Below are 15,968 nucleotides of genomic sequence, written 5' to 3'. Positions count from 1 at the left end.
CACGGGGGCAGCGGGCCGGATCAGATGTGGATGGAATCAGACATCCAGATAGTTGCGCAGCAGCGCCTGCAGCAGGTCATCGCGGTCAACCTTGCGAATCAGGGAGCGCGCGCCGTTGTGGGTCGTGATGTAGGTGGGGTCTTCCGACAGGATGTAGCCCACCAGCTGATTGACCGGGTTATAGCCCTTCTCCTTCAGCGCAGCATACACTTGCTGCAATATCTCACGGATCTGCTCGTCCTTTTCATCGTGGATCGAAAAAATAGCAGTAGGTTCACTCATAACAATCCACTCCCTTCTGCTTTGTGGATACAAAGCGGTCTGCGGCCACGGGCTGCCGCACAAATGCTTCTTTTATTCTACACGAATCAGGCCCAAACTTCAAGTATGGATACAAATATTTACAAAACAGCTACATCTAAAGTAGTATTTGAGCCTCTGTTTTGAGCACGGTGCGAGGGCTTTTTCCCTGCATCGCGGGCCCCAAGTGGGGCATCGTCCCATTTTCAGGTCATTTTCCCGCCCAGAGCGGGTCCGGCCGGCGGCCGGGAAAGGAGGAGCTATATGATCTTCGGCATCGGGTGCGATCTGTGCGCCGTGGCCCGGATGGAAAAAAGCCTTACCGGCCCCCACGGGGCTGCCTTTGCGCGGCGGGTGCTGGGCCCCGAGGAGCGGGCCGCCCTGGGCCTTTCGGAGGAGGGACAGGGCACCCTCTCGGCCCACCGCATCGCCAGCGCGGCGGCCGACTTCGCCGCCAAGGAGGCCTTCCTCAAGGCGGCGGGCACCGGCCTGGCGGGACCCTTCTCCCTGGCCGAGATTCAGGCTGTGCGGCTTCCCTCCGGAGCGCCGGCCTACCGGTTTTCGGGCCGGACCGCCGAGTGGGTGGCCCAGCGCCAGCTCACCGCCCATCTCACCCTCAGCCACGACGGCGGCATGGCCATGGCGGTCTGCCTGCTGGAAGAAAACGGAACTCCCTGCATAAGATAAACCAGCGGCGTCCTGCATAGGCCCGGGGCCTTTGGGGCATACTTCTGGTGTCACCCAAAGGGCTGCGGGCCGCTGGCACGCCAACACATAGAGCGGCCAGATACCGCGCCCCCCAATCTGTAAGGAGGGAGTTCCATGGAGGTACACAGAGGAGAAGTTTTTTACGCCGACCTGTCGCCTGTGGTCGGCTCGGAGCAGGGCGGCGTCCGCCCGGTGCTGATCGTCCAGAACGAAATCGGCAACCGGCACAGCCCCACCGTGATCGCGGCGGCCATTACATCCCGGCTGGATAAGACCCGCCTGCCCACCCACATCAACATCCGGGCGGCCGACACCGGCCTGGCCAAGGACAGCGTGGTGCTGCTGGAACAGATCCGCACGTTGGATAAGCACCGGCTGCGCCAGCGCGCCGGCCAGATCACCCCCGAGGACCAGAAACGGGTCAACCAGGCCCTGGACGTCAGCCTGGGGCTGAACGGCTATTGAGCTTCATGGCGGCCTGACCCGCCACACTGAAAATCCCCGCCTGGCATTGCGCCACGGCGGGGATTTTTTGGGTGATACACCACAAGGAAATGAAAAACCCCGGAACGTATGTTCCGGGGTCTGGTGGACGGTACAGGACTCGAACCTGTGACCTCCTGCACGTCAAGCAGATGCTCTACCAGCTGAGCTAACCGTCCAAAGTGTCTCGCGACTCAAGTATAATACCACACTTTGGCGGAAAATGCAAGAGGTTTTTTCAATTTTTCTTCAAATCAGACGCCGGCGCGGTCCGGGTTCCAGAGAATGCTCTCCTCCGAGGTCTCCACGGTGCCATAGTGGGTCTCATAGGGCAGGGTCTTGTTGTAGCGGAAACCGCACTTTTCGATGACCCGCGCCGAGCGGGTGTTGCGGTCAAAGTGGCCCGCAATCAGGAAATCCAGCTTTTCCACCTCAAACAGGTACCGGATCACCGCCTTGACCGCCTCGGGCATCAGTCCCTGGCCCCAGCAGTCTTTGGCCAGCACATAGCCGATCTCCCGGCCCCGGGGGCCGGCCAGTTCGGGATAATTTTCCTCGTCGTAGCACTCAATGCCCAGGGAGCCCACCACCCTGCCCTGATATTCCAGGGCAAAGGTCTTGTGCTGGCTGATAAACAGGTCCAGAATTTTTTGGGTCTCCTCCCGGCTCTGGTGGGGCAGCCATCCGGCCATCTGGCCCACCCCATCCACCCGGGCATAGGCGTAAAAATCCTCCAGGTCCTCCGGACGCCAGGGGCGCAGGGTCAGCCGCGGGGTATGGAGCACCACATCCCGGATATCAATGGGCGCGTTCATGGACTTTTCAGCCCTCCTGCACCATCATCCGGGCAGCCTTGTAGATATCGCCGCAGCCCAGGGTGATGACCAGGTCGCCCTCCCGGGCGTTTTCCTTGACCCACTGGGCGGCCGCATCCAGGCTGTCTACCACCACGGCCCCGGGGATCTTGGCCGCCAGCTTGGCGCTGTTGATGGAGGGGTCGTTGGGCTCACGGCTGCCCAGAATCGGGGTCAGAACGGTGACGTCGGCCAGCTTCAGCACGTCTACAAAATCATTCAGCAGCATTTTGGTGCGGCTGTATGTAAACGGCTGATGGACGGCGATTAGGCGCTTGTAGCCCAGTTCCTTGGCGGTGGTGAGGGTAGCCCGCATTTCGGTGGGATGATGGGCATAGTCGTCCACCACCACAGCGCCGTTGCACTCGCCGTACACCTCAAAGCGGCGGCAGGCGCCCTTGAAGGAGGCCAGGGCATCGGCGCACTGCTCCACGGTCAGGCCCATGGACAGGCAGACGGCGCACATGGCCAGAGCGTTGTAGATGTTGTGGTAGCCGGGCACCGCCAGCTTGATGTGGCCGGTGGCATGGTCCCAGGACTTCAGGTCGAACTCATAGAAGCCGGGGCGGTACTCGGTGATGTTGATGGCCTGATAGTCGCCGCTGTTCTTGATGCCGAAGGTGCGGACACGGCGCTGGATGGTGTACATAACATCCATGGTGTTCTTGTCGTCGGCGTTGGCGAAAATCATAAACTGGGTCATGAGGGAGAAGCGCTTGAAGGCAAACTTCAGCTCGCCCATGCTGCCGTAGTAGTCCAGATGGTCGTTGTCAATGTTCAGCACCACCGACAGGTAGGGGGTCAGCTTGAGGAAGGTCTCGGCGTACTCGCAGGCCTCCACCACAATGTCGTCACCCTTGCCGGCCTTGCCGTAGCCGCCGATCAGGGGCAGCTTGCCGCCGATGACGGCGCTGGGGTCCCGGCCTGCCAGTTCCAGGGCGGTGGTGATCATGGCGGTGGTGGTGGTCTTGCCGTGGGTGCCCGAGACACAGATGCTGTTCTTGTACAGGCGGCTCACATAGCCCAGCAGGACGCTGCGCTCCACCGTGGGGATGCCGTAGCTCTCGGCGGCGGCCAGCTCCACATTGTCCTTGGGGATGGCGGCCGAATACACCACCAGATCGGCGCCGACGATGTTGTCGGCGTCGTGGTGCAGGGTCACCTTGATGCCCATTTCCCGCTCGGAGCGGATGATGCTGCCGTCCAGCACGTCGCTGCCCGAAATTTCATACCCCTTGGCTGCCAGAATCTGGATCAGCGGGTACATGCCGCTGCCGCCGCAGCCGATAAAATGAATCTTTTTGACATGATCCAGCAGGCGCTGGTCATAATTGCTGAACATGTTCATAAAACGCGTTACCTCCCTATATCCGCGGCCCGTCCGGCCGGAAGAAGTCCTGGACCGGGCCCGATGGCTCCCGCAGGACACAATGGTGCATTGCTACTGATTATTATAGTATTTTTAGCAGACGAAATAAACAGTTCCCCTTCATTTTTGAGAAAAAGCCGGAAATCACTTCTCTTTTTTGTAGGATACTACAAGAGCAGACCGCCGGCCCAATCGGCTGCAGGGGCTGTTCAGCGGCCCTTCCGGGCCATAATTTCGTCCAGAATGGCCCCGGCCACCGCGTCCTTGCTCATCAGGGGCAGCTGCCGCACGCCGCCGTCCGGTGTCAGGAAAGTGACCAGGTTGGTGTCCACCCCAAAGCCCGCTCCCGGGTCCTTGAGATTGTTGGCCACGATCATGTCCAGATTTTTCCGCTGGAGCTTTTCGGCCGAGTGGGCCACCATGTCCCGGGTTTCCATCGAGAAGCCGCAGAGGAACTGATGGGTTTTGCGGGGGCCGATGGTGCCCAGAATGTCGGCGGTGCGCACCAGAGGGATGCTCATATCCCCGTCCGACTTTTTGACCTTGTCGGCGGCCACGGTGGCGGGCCGGTAATCGGCCACCGCCGCCGCCATCACCAGAATATCGGTCTGTTCAAAGCGGCTGGTGACGGCCTCGTACATATCCTGTGCCGAGGTAATGGCCACATCTTCCGTGAAGCGCACCGGCTCCAGGGCGGTGGGGCCATGGATCAGGGTGACGCTGGCGCCCCGCAGGGCGGCAGCCCGGGCCACCGCATAGCCCATTTTGCCGGTGGAGTGGTTGGTCAGGAACCGGACCGGGTCAATGGCCTCCTGGGTGGGGCCGGCGGTGACGGTCACCCGCAGGCCCGCCAGGTCCTTGGGGGTGAGGGCCTGCTCCACATAGTCCAGCAGGACGGCGTCGGCGGGCAGGCGGCCCTTGCCCACGTCATGGCAGGCCAGGACCCCGCTCTCGGACGGAATGATGGTGAATCCGTACCGCTCCAGGGTGCGGATGTTGTCCTGGGTGATGGGGTTTTCCAGCATGCCGGTGTTCATGGCCGGAGAGACCAGTTTGGGGCAGCCGGCCGCCAGGACGGTGGTGGTCAGCATATCGTCGGCGATGCCGTGGGCCATCTTGGCGATGACGTTGGCGGTGGCAGGGGCCACCAGAATCACGTCCGCCTTTTTGGCCAGCGAAATATGAGTGACGTCAAATTGAAAGTCGCGGTCAAAGGTATCCACGATACACTTGTGGCCGGTCAGAGTCTCAAAGGTCAGGGGTGTGATGAACTGGGTGGCGTTGCGGGTCATGATGACCTCCACATCGGCCCCCCGCTTTTTCAGCGCGCTGGCCACATTGGCCATCTTATAGGCGGCGATGCCGCCGGTGATCCCCAACAGGACACACTTGCCTTGCAGATCCATAAGGAATGCCCTCCCTGTTTCAGTGATTGCTGTGCTATAGACAGTATAAACCAATCCGGCCAGGATGACAAGCGCAGGCTGCCCGTCCTGCTTCCAAACGCAAAAAAGCGCCCCCGCGGCCTGTCAAATCGCGGGAGCACTTTTCGGGGGGTAAACGGACGGCCCTTGATGGCGCGCAGGCCGTCCCGGGAATCGCCTGGTTAGATGGTTTCTGCCGCAGCGGCCTTGAGCCGGGCCAGGTCTGCGGCGTCGGGATGGCTGGCAGCCTGGTCAAAGTTGGCCAGCATCATGGCCCGCCGGGGGCTGTCCTCCATCTGCAGGTAGCGGTCGCGGACCGCCTGGGGCATTTTGCCCTGACACATATAGCTGCCCAGGACCTGGACGCCGGGGGCCAGGTTTTCCTTCACCCGGGCCAGAATCTGGTCGAAATAGGCCGGAGACCCGCCAAAGCCGGCGGTGCCGAACAGGAACACCTTCTGACCGGTCAGCCCCTGCAGGAACTCCTTCAGCGGCTGGTCACAGGTGCCCTTATCGGTCCAGAACCCCGCATACACCACGTCGGCGGCCAGGGCCTCCGGGGCGGGCGCACCGAAGTAAACACATTCTTCCGGGGGCAGAGCGTCCCGGATGGCCTGGGCCAGCAGGGCGGTATTTCCGGTCCGGCTGCTGTAAACGATTGCGTAGCTCATTTGGTTTCCTTCCTTTCATAGATGCAGTGGACGCCGCGGTGGGCCATCATCCCGCCCAGGCACTCTTTATTGCAGCGGACGCAGCGGTGAATCTCACCGGCGCGGCCTTCCTGTACCTTTCTGGGCCATTCGGGGTCGGCAATCAGCTGGCGGCTCATGGCCGCACAGTCGATCCGGCCGGACTGCAGCTGTTCCTCCACAAAGTCGGGGTCACCCAGGCCGCCCACCCCGCAGATGGGCAGCTGGCTCAGGGCCCGCACCTGGTCGCAGAACTTCAAGAAGCAGCCCTCATCCCCAAAGACCGGGTGATTCCGGGGCGGGATGGTGTCGCTCAGTTCCCCGTGGTTGGCCAGGGTCACATGGAAGCTGGTGACTCCCGCCTGTTCCAGCAGGGGCACAAAGACGGGGAGCTCTTCCTCCAGCACGCCGGCGTTGCCGTAGTGGGGGTTCTCCTGCCGTACCGCCAGCTTGTAGTCGATGGGCAGCTGGGGCAGACGGCGGCGGATGGCGGACACTGCCTCCACCGCAAAGCGGGCCCGGTTTTCGGGGCTGCCGCCGTAGGCATCGGTGCGGTGATTGAACACCGAGGAGCTGAAACTGCCGCACATCCGGTCCCCGTGGACCTGGACCATATCAAAGCCGGCCTCCACCGCCTTTTCGGCGGCGGTGCCGAAGGCCTCGGTGATCCGGTGAATCTTCTCCACCGGCAGGCCGGTGATGTAGGGCCCCACCTGCTGGTTCAGAAGGGGGCGCAGCTCCTCCATCGAGATTTTCTTGGTCAGCACGCCGGGGATGTACTTGAGCATCCCTTTCAGGTTGGAATCGGACTGATGCAGCTGGGCGCAGATCCGGCAGCCCTCGCTGTGGATGGCATCCACCATGGCCTTGTAATAGGCAAAGCCCTTTTGGGAATACAGGGACGGCCCGAATTTGCCGGGCAGCACCGGCACATCCCCAATGATAATCATGGCGCAGCCGCCGGCGGCCAGGCGGCGTAGGTAGGCCATCTGTTCCTCCATGGGCAGGCCCATGCTGGTGGGGGCAAAAATAATCCGGTTCTTTAAAACAAGCCCGCCGTAATTCAGGGGGCTGGTGATGGCTTCATACATAGCAGGATCTTCTTTCTGAAGTGGATTGCAAGGGTCTTTTCTCTTGACCTAGTCAAGTATAGCAGCATAGCTTGACAAAGTCAAGTATTCAATCGTGAAAATTTTGAGGCAGCCTTCTCTCCCCCGCGGTCTATGGAAATTTGCCTTGGGTTGTGGTATTCTGGGGCAGTGCAGGGATATTTCCTGCCGCCAGGCTCCCCGGGCCGCTTGATGTGCGCCCGGTTCCCCGCTGCTTTTTCGAGGGTCAGCCTGCCCGCGGGCCGGGCGATCCCCTCTTATATTTATAACGAACGCGCCATCCGGAAAGGGGGCATCGCCATGCGCGGCGGCATCATCTCCCAAAAAATTGCATAAACCCATGTAAATCATCACAGAAACACTTGCGATATTTACATGGGAGGACCCGAACATGAAAGAAAACAAATACGACAACGACGTCTTTTTCCAGAAATACAGCCAGATGCTGCGGTCCCAGAAGGGCCTGCAGGGGGCCGGCGAATGGTCCGAGCTGCAGAAGATGCTTCCCGCTTTTGCGGGGCAGCGGGTTCTGGACCTGGGGTGCGGTTACGGCTGGCATTGCAAGTACGCCGCCGACCATCAGGCCTCCTCGGTGCTGGGCACGGACATTTCCGAGAAAATGCTTCAAAAGGCCCGGGAAATCAACTCCGCCCCGCAGATCCAGTACCAGCGCATCGCCATGGAGGACCTGGACTTTCCCGACGAGAGCTTCGACGTGGTTTTGAGCTCTCTGGCCTTCCACTATGTACAGGATTTTGGGACCCTGGCGGCCCGGATTGCCCAATGGGTCCGGCCCGGCGGCCATTTTGTCTTTTCGGTGGAACACCCGGTGTTCACCGCCTACGGCACCCAGGACTGGTACTACGACCAAAACGGAAAGATCCTTCATTTTCCGGTGGACAACTATTACTATGAAGGCCGCCGGGAGGCGGTTTTTCTGGGGGAAAAGGTCATCAAGTACCACCGGACTCTGACCACCTACCTGAACACCCTGCTGATCAACGGCTTTGAGCTGCAGCATGTTGTGGAGCCCCAGCCCCCTGCGGAAATGCTGCATCTGGAGGGCATGAAAGACGAAATGCGGCGGCCCATGATGCTGCTGGTGGCCGCCGTCCGGAAATAAGCCCCGTTTTTCCACCCGCCTGAATCCAAAGGCAGTCAAAAAGTAGTCCGATTCGGCGCAAAGGCAAAAAAGAAAGCACACAGCCCGGACGTTCCGTCCTTGCTGTGTGCTTTTTGTGGTGCACCTCCAGGGACTCGAACCCTGGGCCCACTGATTAAGAGTCAGTTGCTCTACCAACTGAGCTAGAGGTGCATAATGCCGGCATCTACCTATTTTCACAGGCCGTTTCCAGCCAACTATCTTCGGCACAAGTGAGCTTAACTTCTGTGTTCGGAATGGGAACAGGTGGGACCTCACCGTCATCGACACCGGCTATGTTTACTAGATTGTTATAGCACATTTATTTGGATTTGTCCAGACCCCTCCGGACAAAAATTCCCACTTTTTAAACAAAAAATCCCAAAAGAGCCTTTCAGGATTCTCTGCCGTCCGGGCGCAGGATCGGCCCTTGAATCAAAAAGTGGAATTGCACCGCGGTTTTGAGTGTGGTATACTGAATTTAGTGTGCATTTTAACCGCGGGCAAGTCCGGCCGGGCCTGCCCGCATGGAATTTTTAGAGGAAAGTGGGACGCAGATGAACATAGGATTTGACAACAACAAGTACCTTGCCATGCAGTCGGCGCATATCCGGGACCGGATCGCCCAGTTCGACAACAAGCTGTATATGGAATTCGGCGGCAAATTGTTCGACGATTACCATGCTTCCCGCGTGCTGCCCGGTTTCCAGCCCGACTCCAAGCTCCAGATGCTGCTGCAGCTGAAGGATCAGGCCGAGATCATCGTGGTCATCAGCGCAGAAGACATCATCAACAACAAGATCCGCGGCGACTACGGCATCACCTACGACATGGACGTGCTGCGCCTGATCGACGCCTTCCAGGGCGTGGGGCTGTTTGTGGGCAGCGTCTGCGTGACCATGTACACCCCCGAGCCGGAAGTGGAAGCCTTTGAGAAAAAGCTCAACAGCCTGGGCATCCGCACCTTCCGCCACTACAAGATTGCAGGTTACCCCGGCGATGTGGCGCGGATCGTCAGCGACGAGGGCTACGGCAAAAACGACTACATCGAGACCGAGCGGCCCCTGGTGGTGGTCACCGCCCCCGGCCCCGGCAGCGGAAAAATGGCGGTCTGTCTGTCCCAGCTGTACCATGAATACAAGCGCGGCGTGAAGGCCGGCTACGCCAAGTTTGAGACCTTCCCCATCTGGAACCTGCCCCTGAAGCACCCGGTGAACCTGGCCTATGAGGCCGCCACCGCCGACCTGAACGACGTCAACATGATCGACCCCTTCCATCTGGAGGCCTACGGGGAGACGGCGGTCAACTACAACCGCGACATCGAGATCTTCCCGGTGCTGAACGCCATGTTCGACCTGATCGCCGGCAAGAGCCCCTACCGCTCCCCCACCGACATGGGCGTCAACATGGCCGGCAACTGCATCATTGACGATGAAGTCTGCCGCGAGGCCTCTCTGAAGGAGATTCTGCGCCGCTACATGAAGTGCCTGTGCGACCAGAAAGTGGGCGGCACCGCCAAGGACGACCGCTTCAAGCTGGAGCTGCTGGTCAACCAGGCAGGTCTGACGGTGGGCAGCCGGGCCGTGGAAAAGATGGCCCACGCCCGCTCCGAAAAGACCGGCGGCCTGCCCGCCGCCGCCATCGAGCTGCCGGACGGCTCCATCGTCACCGGCAAGACCGGTCCCCTGCTGGGCGCCGCTTCCTCGGCCCTGCTCAACGCCCTGAAAAAGCTGGCGGGCATCGACCAGGAAATCGAACTGGTGTCGGCCCGGGCCATTGAGCCGATCCAGAAGCTCAAGACCACCTATTTCGGCAGCAAGAATCCCCGCCTCCACACCGACGAGATTCTGATCGCCCTGTCCAGCTCCATCCTGGAGAACAAATACGCCGAGGCCGCTCTGAACCAGCTGCCCAACCTTAAGGGCTGCGACATGCACTCGACGGTCATCCTCTCCCGCGTGGACAGCGAGACCCTCAACCGTCTGGGCATGTATGTCACCTGCGACCCCATCTACGAAGAAGAGGACCGCAAGTACCACAAGATCTGATCCCAATCAATGTTTTGCCGGCAGTTCCGCCGGGATTCCTATAAAATGAAAACCGCCGAGCACAAAGGGCGCCTGCCCCTGTGTCCGGCGGTTTTTATCTTCTTGTGCGGCGGCAAATGCCCGCAGGCAAAACAAAAGGCGATCTCATTTCTGAGATCGCCTTGGTGCGGATAAGAGGACTTGAACCTCCACCGAGTTGCCCCGATTAGAACCTGAATCTAACGCGTCTGCCAATTCCGCCATATCCGCTTATTTTGTTTTTGTCCGGCCGTCCGGCTGAGGACGTGAGTTATTATACCACAACCAGCGGGATTGTCAAGTACTTTTTTCAAGGATTTTTATTTTTGCCAAAAAAGCCTCCGCCGGGCAGGCGGAGGCCGCAGGAATACGCGCAAAATCAGTTACCGGTCCTCGGGCGGGACGTCGTCCAGGCTGCCCTTGCCCGGCTCTGCACCGGTCCAGCCAAGACGTTTGGCGTCGGGGGACGCATCCCCTTCCCGCAGAGCGGTGTCGTAGGCGTCGGTGCCATAATATGCGCTGGCGGGGCCCAGCTCCAGCCAGAAATCCTCCGGCTCCGGCAGGCTCATCATCTTGTCCTGATCCGGGACGGAACGGTCGATGGAATCGCTCATGCTTTTGAAACCTCCTTGTGGGTTGGACTGCATACAGTCTGCCCGCCCGGTGTATACTTTATACGCAATCTGCACCGGCCCCTGCGGGCCGGCATCATCCCAATCCATTCCAAGGAGGCTGCCTCAATGGAAACCAAAGGCTGGAAAAGTTTCTGGACCTCGCTGTGGGTCACCCTGCTGGTCCTGCTGCCGCTGGTGGCGGCCACAATCCTCTTTGCACAGTACCAGTCCGCCCAGCGGGTCCGGGCATCCGAAAGCCAGAGCGGCGTGCCGGTGCTGCTGCCCCGGGAGGAAAACCACCTGACCCTTTTAACCTGTGTCGCCGGGGAGGACCCGGCCTTTCTTCTTCTCTATCTGAATGCAGACCAGAACTGCATCCATCTGATGGCAGTTCCGGGCCAGCTGGCCGTCCCCTTCAGCGATGGGGAGGCCACTCTGGCCGCCTGCTACAATGCCGCCGGGCCCGCCCGCTGTCTGCAGGGCCTGCGGGAGGTGCTGGACCTGCCGGAGGACGCCCACTATCTGGCCGCCACCACCGACACCCTCGTCTCCCTCTGCGACAGCTACGGCAATCTGCGGGTGGGATTTTCGGGCGCTCTGACTGCCAGCGAGCTGGAACGCTTTGAGCAGGCCGGCGTCGGCGACTGGAGCGCCGCTGCCGCCCACGCCTTCCTCACCGAACTGTCCCAGACGCTGGCCCCCGAAACGGTGGCCGGAGCCCGGGCCGCCGTCTGGGATGCCTTTTTCCGCCAGAACCTGGACGTCCTGCCGGCTTCCCTGCCCGAAGCCCTGCGCCAGTCCAGCGGTTCCCTTCTCACCGATCTGACCGCCGGGGACCTGCTGACCCTGGAGGACACGCTGGAACTGCTGGCCAACAACCAGGCCGAGGTGGCCAGCAGCGCCCTGCCGGGGGAGCTGGACCGCCGCACCGGCCTGTATCATCTGGACGACACCTCCCAGGCCGCTGTACAGGCCTTCTTCAATGTCTCGGCCAGCGAGGAACAGAGTCCGTCCTCCAGCGCGCCATACCCCAGCACCAGCGTGCCGGAGGGACAGGAAGAAGAATCCGCCATGTAATAGCTGCTGAGGGCTGCCAGCCGGATGCCGGCCTGCCGGGCGGCCTCGGCCAGCACCGTATCCGGCGGAACCGGCCCGGTAAACTGGGCCAGCAGGTGAAGCCCGGTATGGAGCCCCGACAGCCGCACCGCCGGGCCAAACGCCTCGGCAAGGGCCTGGGCCAGGGCGTTGCGCCGGGCCTTATAGGCCACCCGGCTGCGGGCCAGATGGCGGGTGAAATAGCCCTCCCCAATGAACCGGGCCAGCGTCTGCTGCTCAAACCGGCTGACGGTGCCCGAATAGAGGGCGTAGCGCTTTTCCCAGGCCGGTAGCAGATGCTGGGGCAGCACCATATAGGCGATACGGATGCCGGGAGCCAGGCTGCGGGCCACCGTGGAGAGATAAATCACCGGGCCGTCCGCCCCCGCCATCCCCTGCAGGCTGGGCAGGGGCCGGGTGTCGAAGCGGAATTCCGAGTCGTAGTCGTCCTCAATGATATACCGCTGGCCGGGGCGCGCAGCGGCCCAGCCCAGCAGTTCGGCCCGCCGGGGGGCCGGCATGGTCACCCCGGTGGGGAACTGATGGCTGGGGGTCACATAGCAGACCGCCGCGTCGGAGGACGCCAGATCCGTCACCGACAGTCCCCCTTCATCCACCGGCAGAAACCGGCAGCTGTGGCCGCTGTTTTCCAGCACCCGGCGGGCCCGGGGATAGCCGGGGTTTTCCACCGCCGCCGGCCCCGTCAGCAGAGGCGCCAGCAGGCTGAGAAGGTATTCCATGCCCGCGCCCACCACAATCTGGTCCGGCGTGCAGCGCACCCCCCGGTATTCCGCCAGATATTCGGTCAGGGCCTGCCGCAGCTGCACATCCCCCTTGGGGTCGCCCCGGGCCAGCAGGTCCGGCGAGGTATACAGCAGCTCTTTCTGGAGCCGCGCCCAGGTGCGGAATGGAAACAGCCCGGTATCCACGCCGCTGGTGGACAGATCGTACCGCACCGGCTGCCCGGCTGTGGGGATTTCGCCGGTTTTTGCCGCCGTCTCCGGCGGCTCGCCCGTTCCGCCGGGATTCTTCTCCCCCGGCAGGGACGGGTATTCCTGTACATAAAAGCCACTGCGGGGCCGGCTGGCCAGATAGCCCTCCGCCGCCAGCAGCTGATAGGCCCCGTCCACCGTATTCACCGACACCGACAGCGCCTCGGCCAGGCTGCGCTTGCCTGGCATCCGGGTCCCCGCCGGAAGCTGTCCGGCCCGAATCTCGGCCACCAGGCTCCGGTACAGCTGCTCATACAGCGGCACCTGGGAAGCCGGGTCCAAAGCTGTGGTCAAATGCAGCATTCTGATTCCCTCCCCTTCAAACTGATACCACAAAAAAGTTGTATTCTGGGTATTTTCATGGAGCCAGTTTTGATTATAATAGGAGCATACCTGCACAGGGCCCGGTTGTCAAGGGCCAGGATGTAAAACTTTTTTGGGAGGGATCGTCATGTCATCCACCGCGATGTGGCTTTTGCTGGCCGTCGTCGTCATTGTGATTCTGTTCGCCAGCGCGCTGTACAAGCGCAGCTTTACCCCGCACGAGCTGGCTCTCACCGGCGTCATGGCCGCGCTGAGCTTCGCCGCTTATCTGTTCTTCCGGGTGCCTTTTTACGGGGGCTCGTCCTTCCATCTGGGCAACACCTTCACCGCTCTGGCCGCCCTGCTGATGGACGGCGTCTCGGGCGGTCTGGCCGGCGCCATCGGCCTGGCTCTGGCCGACATTCTGGCCGGTGACCCGGGCTACGCCATCACCACCTTTGTGCTGAAATTCATCATCGGCGTGGTGTGCGGCGTGGTGGCCCACCGCCTGTGCCGCATCGACAACGCCGACACCACCCGCCGCCTGTCCTATGTGGTGCGGGTGACGGTGTCGGCCGCATCGGGCCTGCTGGTCAACGTCATCACCGACCCCCTGCTGGGCTACTTCCGCAACGTCTACATTTTCGGCCAGGAATACACCGCCGCCCAGGCGCTGGCCGCTGTGGCCGGCGGCGTCACCCTGGTGAACAGCCTGGTGTCCACCGTCTGCGTAGTGCTGCTGTATCTGGCCGTCAAGCCCGCTCTGGACCGGGCCGGCCTGCTGCCCAAGCACCCCTCCAAGGAGGAAAGCCGGCTCCATCAGGCCAAAAACGCCTGATCCGCCCTCATAGCTTTCCCCCGCGCATCATACAAATAAAAGGAGCTGTACCGCTCAGGTACGGCTCCTCTTTTTTGTCTGGGGGGTGAAAAAATGCTCACCGCGGTCAACGAACTGGTGTGGGGACCAGCCGGGGTCGGCCTGCTGGCCGCTGCCGGGCTCTGGCTGACCCTTCGCACCGGATGGTTTCAGCTGGTCCACCTGAAACTCTGGCTGGGGAAAACCCTGGGGGCCATCCTGACCCGCCAGCCCGAGCTGGCCCAGGAGGGCGAGGGCAGCATCAGCCCGCTGCAGAGCCTGTGCACTGCTCTGGGGGCCACCATCGGCACCGGAAGCATCGTAGGGGTGGCGGTGGCCCTCATCAGCGGCGGGCCGGGGGCCATTTTCTGGATGTGGGTCATGGCCTTTTTCGGAATGATGACCTCCTACGCCGAAAACCTGCTGGGCCTGCGGTACCGTCAGCAGCAGGACGGCCTGTGGCACGGCGGGCCCATGTATTACCTGACGCTGGGCCTGGGGGCCCGGCCCGGCTGCAAAACTCTGGGCCGGGTGCTGGCGGGGCTGTTTGCCCTCCTGTGCGTGCTGGCCTCCTTCGGCATCGGCAACCTGAGCCAGGCCAACGCCATCGCCGCCAGCCTGGAAACCGTCTTTCACCTGCCGCCTCTGGTCACCGGCATGGTTCTGGCCGGCGTCACCGGGCTGATTCTCTGGCGCGGGATGCGCGGGGTGGCGTCCGCCGCCGAAAAGCTGGTGCCCTTTATGGCTGTTTTTTACCTGCTGGGCGCGCTGGCGGTGATTGTCACCCACGCATCCGCCCTTCCGGCGGCGCTGGGGGCCATCCTGAAAGGAGCCTTTGGGCTGCAGGCCGCCGGAGGCGGGGTCATGGGCTACGGCGCCGCGGCGGCGGTGCGCTGGGGTTTTATGCGGGGCAGCTTTTCCAGCGAGGCGGGTCTGGGTTCCTCCGCCATCGCCAGCGGGTCCGCCTCCACCCGGGAACCGGTCCAGCAGGGCATGTGGGGAATTTTTCAGGTTTTTGTGTCCACTTTCCTGGTCTGCACCATGACGGCGCTGGCCATGCTCACCTCGGGTCTGGTGGACCTTCGCACCGGCCAGATGCTCACCCTCTCCCCTGCCCCCGACCTGGCCGGAGAGGCTTTTTCCTCCACCTTCGGTGCGCTGGGGCCGGCCTTCATTGCGGGGGCGGTCTTGCTGTTCGCCTGGTCCTCCATGCTGGGGTGGAGCCAGTACGGCGCCGAGTGCTGGTCCTATCTCTTTGGCCCGGGGTCGCTGTTCGCCTACCGGCTGGCCTTTCTGGCCCTCATCGCCGCCGGAGCCAATGTGGAATTCAGCTCAGCCTGGAGTCTGTCGGACACCTTCAACGGCCTGATGATGCTGCCCAACCTGGTGGGCCTGATGGGTCTTTCGGGGGAAGTGGCCCGGGAGACCCGGGGTTATTTATCCAGGCATTCGCGGGGGTGAGCGGGGGTTTTCGGCTTTTTCGAGAAAAAGCCTGGCAAAAAGCTTTTCAGACCAGCGCCCGCCTGCGCGGGCGCTGTCATATTGATTCAGAAACGCAAAAAGGGCCGGGCCCTGAAAACCAGGGCCCGGCCTTTTACAAAGCGGGGTATGAATCTTTTACTGGGGCTGCTTGCCGATGTAGGCCAGGATGCCGCCGTCCACATACAGGATGTGGCCGTTGATGAAGTTGGAAGCATCCGAAGCCAGGAAGACAGCGGGTCCGCCCAGGTCCTCCGCCTCGCCCCAGCGGCCGGCCGGAGTCTTGGCGATGATGAACTGGTCGAAGGGATGACGGCTGCCGTCGGGCTGGATCTCACGCAGGGGCGCAGTCTGCGGGGTGGCGATGTAGCCGGGTCCGATGCCGTTGCACTGGATGTTGTAAGCGCCGTACTCGGAGGCAATGTTCTTGGTCAGCATCTTCAGGCCGCCCTTGGCTGCTGCGTAGGCCGAAACGGTCTCGCGGCC

General features: G+C 61.9%; 15 protein-coding genes, 3 tRNA genes and 1 rRNA gene. 6 read left to right on the top strand and 13 right to left on the bottom strand.

Annotation, left to right across the window (positions count from 1 at the left end; genetic code table 11):
* Positions 1-36: 36 nt before the first annotated feature.
* Positions 37-282: an IreB family regulatory phosphoprotein gene (locus B5E67_RS12985; RefSeq protein ID WP_087246436.1), complete on the bottom strand. Its 246-nt coding sequence runs from the start codon at positions 280-282 to the stop codon at positions 37-39.
* A gap of 282 nt (positions 283-564) precedes the next feature.
* Between B5E67_RS12985 and B5E67_RS12980 the strand changes: the two genes are divergently transcribed.
* Together B5E67_RS12980 and B5E67_RS12975 are read left to right on the top strand one after the other, a co-directional pair.
* Positions 565-987: a holo-ACP synthase gene (locus tag B5E67_RS12980; protein WP_087385619.1), complete on the top strand. Its 423-nt coding sequence runs from the start codon at positions 565-567 to the stop codon at positions 985-987.
* Between the two features lie 135 nt (positions 988-1,122).
* Positions 1,123-1,473, top strand: a complete 351-nt coding sequence (locus B5E67_RS12975) for a type II toxin-antitoxin system PemK/MazF family toxin (protein WP_087246438.1) — start codon at positions 1,123-1,125, stop codon at positions 1,471-1,473.
* A 121-nt stretch (positions 1,474-1,594) separates the two neighbouring features.
* Here B5E67_RS12975 and B5E67_RS12970 read toward each other — a convergent pair.
* The 6 genes from B5E67_RS12970 to bilR form a co-directional block, all read right to left on the bottom strand.
* Positions 1,595-1,670, bottom strand: a tRNA-Val gene (locus B5E67_RS12970).
* Between the two features lie 75 nt (positions 1,671-1,745).
* Positions 1,746-2,306, bottom strand: a complete 561-nt coding sequence (locus tag B5E67_RS12965; RefSeq protein ID WP_087246439.1) for a GNAT family N-acetyltransferase — start codon at positions 2,304-2,306, stop codon at positions 1,746-1,748.
* Positions 2,307-2,313: 7 nt separating this feature from the next.
* The gene (murC, locus tag B5E67_RS12960; RefSeq protein WP_087246440.1) at positions 2,314-3,693 is read right to left on the bottom strand and encodes a UDP-N-acetylmuramate--L-alanine ligase; all 1,380 of its coding nucleotides are present in this window, start codon (positions 3,691-3,693) and stop codon (positions 2,314-2,316) included.
* Positions 3,694-3,923: 230 nt separating this feature from the next.
* Positions 3,924-5,120 carry a bifunctional phosphopantothenoylcysteine decarboxylase/phosphopantothenate--cysteine ligase CoaBC gene (gene coaBC, locus B5E67_RS12955; RefSeq protein ID WP_087385618.1) on the bottom strand — a complete coding sequence of 399 codons (1,197 nt, stop codon included), beginning with the start codon at positions 5,118-5,120 and terminating at the stop codon, positions 3,924-3,926.
* 200 nt (positions 5,121-5,320) lie between these two features.
* The gene (gene bilS / locus B5E67_RS12950) at positions 5,321-5,809 is read right to left on the bottom strand and encodes a flavodoxin family protein BilS (protein ID WP_087385617.1); all 489 of its coding nucleotides are present in this window, start codon (positions 5,807-5,809) and stop codon (positions 5,321-5,323) included.
* Positions 5,806-6,918: a bilirubin reductase gene (gene bilR, locus B5E67_RS12945; protein WP_087385616.1), complete on the bottom strand. Its 1,113-nt coding sequence runs from the start codon at positions 6,916-6,918 to the stop codon at positions 5,806-5,808. The genes bilS and bilR overlap by 4 nt, the downstream gene beginning before the upstream one ends.
* Positions 6,919-7,327: 409 nt before the next feature.
* Between bilR and B5E67_RS12940 the strand changes: the two genes are divergently transcribed.
* Complete coding sequence (locus B5E67_RS12940) at positions 7,328-8,059, top strand: class I SAM-dependent methyltransferase (protein WP_087385615.1); 732 nt, start codon at positions 7,328-7,330, stop codon at positions 8,057-8,059.
* 116 nt (positions 8,060-8,175) lie between these two features.
* On the opposite strand, the gene B5E67_RS12935 is transcribed toward B5E67_RS12940, so the two are convergent.
* Both B5E67_RS12935 and rrf read right to left on the bottom strand, forming a co-directional pair.
* Positions 8,176-8,251, bottom strand: a tRNA-Lys gene (locus B5E67_RS12935).
* A 4-nt stretch (positions 8,252-8,255) separates the two neighbouring features.
* Positions 8,256-8,372 (bottom strand): 5S ribosomal RNA (gene rrf, locus B5E67_RS12930).
* Positions 8,373-8,634: 262 nt separating this feature from the next.
* Here rrf and B5E67_RS12925 point away from each other — a divergent pair.
* Positions 8,635-10,125 carry a DUF1846 domain-containing protein gene (locus B5E67_RS12925; protein WP_087246445.1) on the top strand — a complete coding sequence of 497 codons (1,491 nt, stop codon included), beginning with the start codon at positions 8,635-8,637 and terminating at the stop codon, positions 10,123-10,125.
* Between the two features lie 162 nt (positions 10,126-10,287).
* Here the strand turns inward: B5E67_RS12925 and B5E67_RS12920 are convergent.
* The 3 genes from B5E67_RS12920 to B5E67_RS12910 all read right to left on the bottom strand — a co-directional run bounded on the left by B5E67_RS12920 (position 10,288) and on the right by B5E67_RS12910 (position 13,147).
* Positions 10,288-10,374, bottom strand: a tRNA-Leu gene (locus tag B5E67_RS12920).
* A 152-nt stretch (positions 10,375-10,526) separates the two neighbouring features.
* Positions 10,527-10,757, bottom strand: a complete 231-nt coding sequence (locus B5E67_RS12915) for a hypothetical protein (protein ID WP_087249762.1) — start codon at positions 10,755-10,757, stop codon at positions 10,527-10,529.
* A 938-nt stretch (positions 10,758-11,695) separates the two neighbouring features.
* Positions 11,696-13,147 (bottom strand): PLP-dependent aminotransferase family protein, encoded by a 1,452-nt coding sequence (locus B5E67_RS12910; RefSeq protein ID WP_087385614.1) that lies wholly within the window; start codon positions 13,145-13,147, stop codon positions 11,696-11,698.
* Positions 13,148-13,295: 148 nt separating this feature from the next.
* Here B5E67_RS12910 and B5E67_RS12905 point away from each other — a divergent pair, with 148 nt between their 5' ends.
* Positions 13,296-13,985 (top strand): ECF transporter S component, encoded by a 690-nt coding sequence (locus B5E67_RS12905; protein WP_242956990.1) that lies wholly within the window; start codon positions 13,296-13,298, stop codon positions 13,983-13,985.
* A gap of 93 nt (positions 13,986-14,078) precedes the next feature.
* The gene (locus B5E67_RS12900) at positions 14,079-15,464 is read left to right on the top strand and encodes an amino acid carrier protein (protein ID WP_087385613.1); all 1,386 of its coding nucleotides are present in this window, start codon (positions 14,079-14,081) and stop codon (positions 15,462-15,464) included.
* Positions 15,465-15,620: 156 nt separating this feature from the next.
* On the opposite strand, the gene B5E67_RS12895 is transcribed toward B5E67_RS12900, so the two are convergent.
* The coding region (locus B5E67_RS12895) for an SDR family oxidoreductase (RefSeq protein ID WP_143405431.1) at positions 15,621-15,968 on the bottom strand (348 nt) is incomplete at its 5' end.

The sequence above is a fragment of the Faecalibacterium sp. An122 genome (assembly GCF_002160895.1).
In the GTDB taxonomy this organism is placed as follows: domain Bacteria; phylum Bacillota; class Clostridia; order Oscillospirales; family Ruminococcaceae; genus Faecalibacterium.
This window is presented reverse-complemented; position numbering and strand designations above follow the sequence as displayed.

Coding starts and splice junctions, on each gene's coding strand:
- B5E67_RS12915 (WP_087249762.1), bottom strand. CDS start 10,757: ATGAGCGATTCCATCGACCGTTCCGTCCCGGATCAGGACAAGATGATG.
- B5E67_RS12985 (WP_087246436.1), bottom strand. CDS start 282: ATGAGTGAACCTACTGCTATTTTTTCGATCCACGATGAAAAGGACGAG.
- bilR (WP_087385616.1), bottom strand. CDS start 6,918: ATGTATGAAGCCATCACCAGCCCCCTGAATTACGGCGGGCTTGTTTTA.
- B5E67_RS12975 (WP_087246438.1), top strand. CDS start 1,123: ATGGAGGTACACAGAGGAGAAGTTTTTTACGCCGACCTGTCGCCTGTG.
- B5E67_RS12910 (WP_087385614.1), bottom strand. CDS start 13,147: ATGCTGCATTTGACCACAGCTTTGGACCCGGCTTCCCAGGTGCCGCTG.
- B5E67_RS12965 (WP_087246439.1), bottom strand. CDS start 2,306: ATGAACGCGCCCATTGATATCCGGGATGTGGTGCTCCATACCCCGCGG.
- B5E67_RS12905 (WP_242956990.1), top strand. CDS start 13,296: ATGTCATCCACCGCGATGTGGCTTTTGCTGGCCGTCGTCGTCATTGTG.
- B5E67_RS12980 (WP_087385619.1), top strand. CDS start 565: ATGATCTTCGGCATCGGGTGCGATCTGTGCGCCGTGGCCCGGATGGAA.
- B5E67_RS12925 (WP_087246445.1), top strand. CDS start 8,635: ATGAACATAGGATTTGACAACAACAAGTACCTTGCCATGCAGTCGGCG.
- bilS (WP_087385617.1), bottom strand. CDS start 5,809: ATGAGCTACGCAATCGTTTACAGCAGCCGGACCGGAAATACCGCCCTG.
- murC (WP_087246440.1), bottom strand. CDS start 3,693: ATGAACATGTTCAGCAATTATGACCAGCGCCTGCTGGATCATGTCAAA.
- B5E67_RS12900 (WP_087385613.1), top strand. CDS start 14,079: ATGCTCACCGCGGTCAACGAACTGGTGTGGGGACCAGCCGGGGTCGGC.
- coaBC (WP_087385618.1), bottom strand. CDS start 5,120: ATGGATCTGCAAGGCAAGTGTGTCCTGTTGGGGATCACCGGCGGCATC.
- B5E67_RS12940 (WP_087385615.1), top strand. CDS start 7,328: ATGAAAGAAAACAAATACGACAACGACGTCTTTTTCCAGAAATACAGC.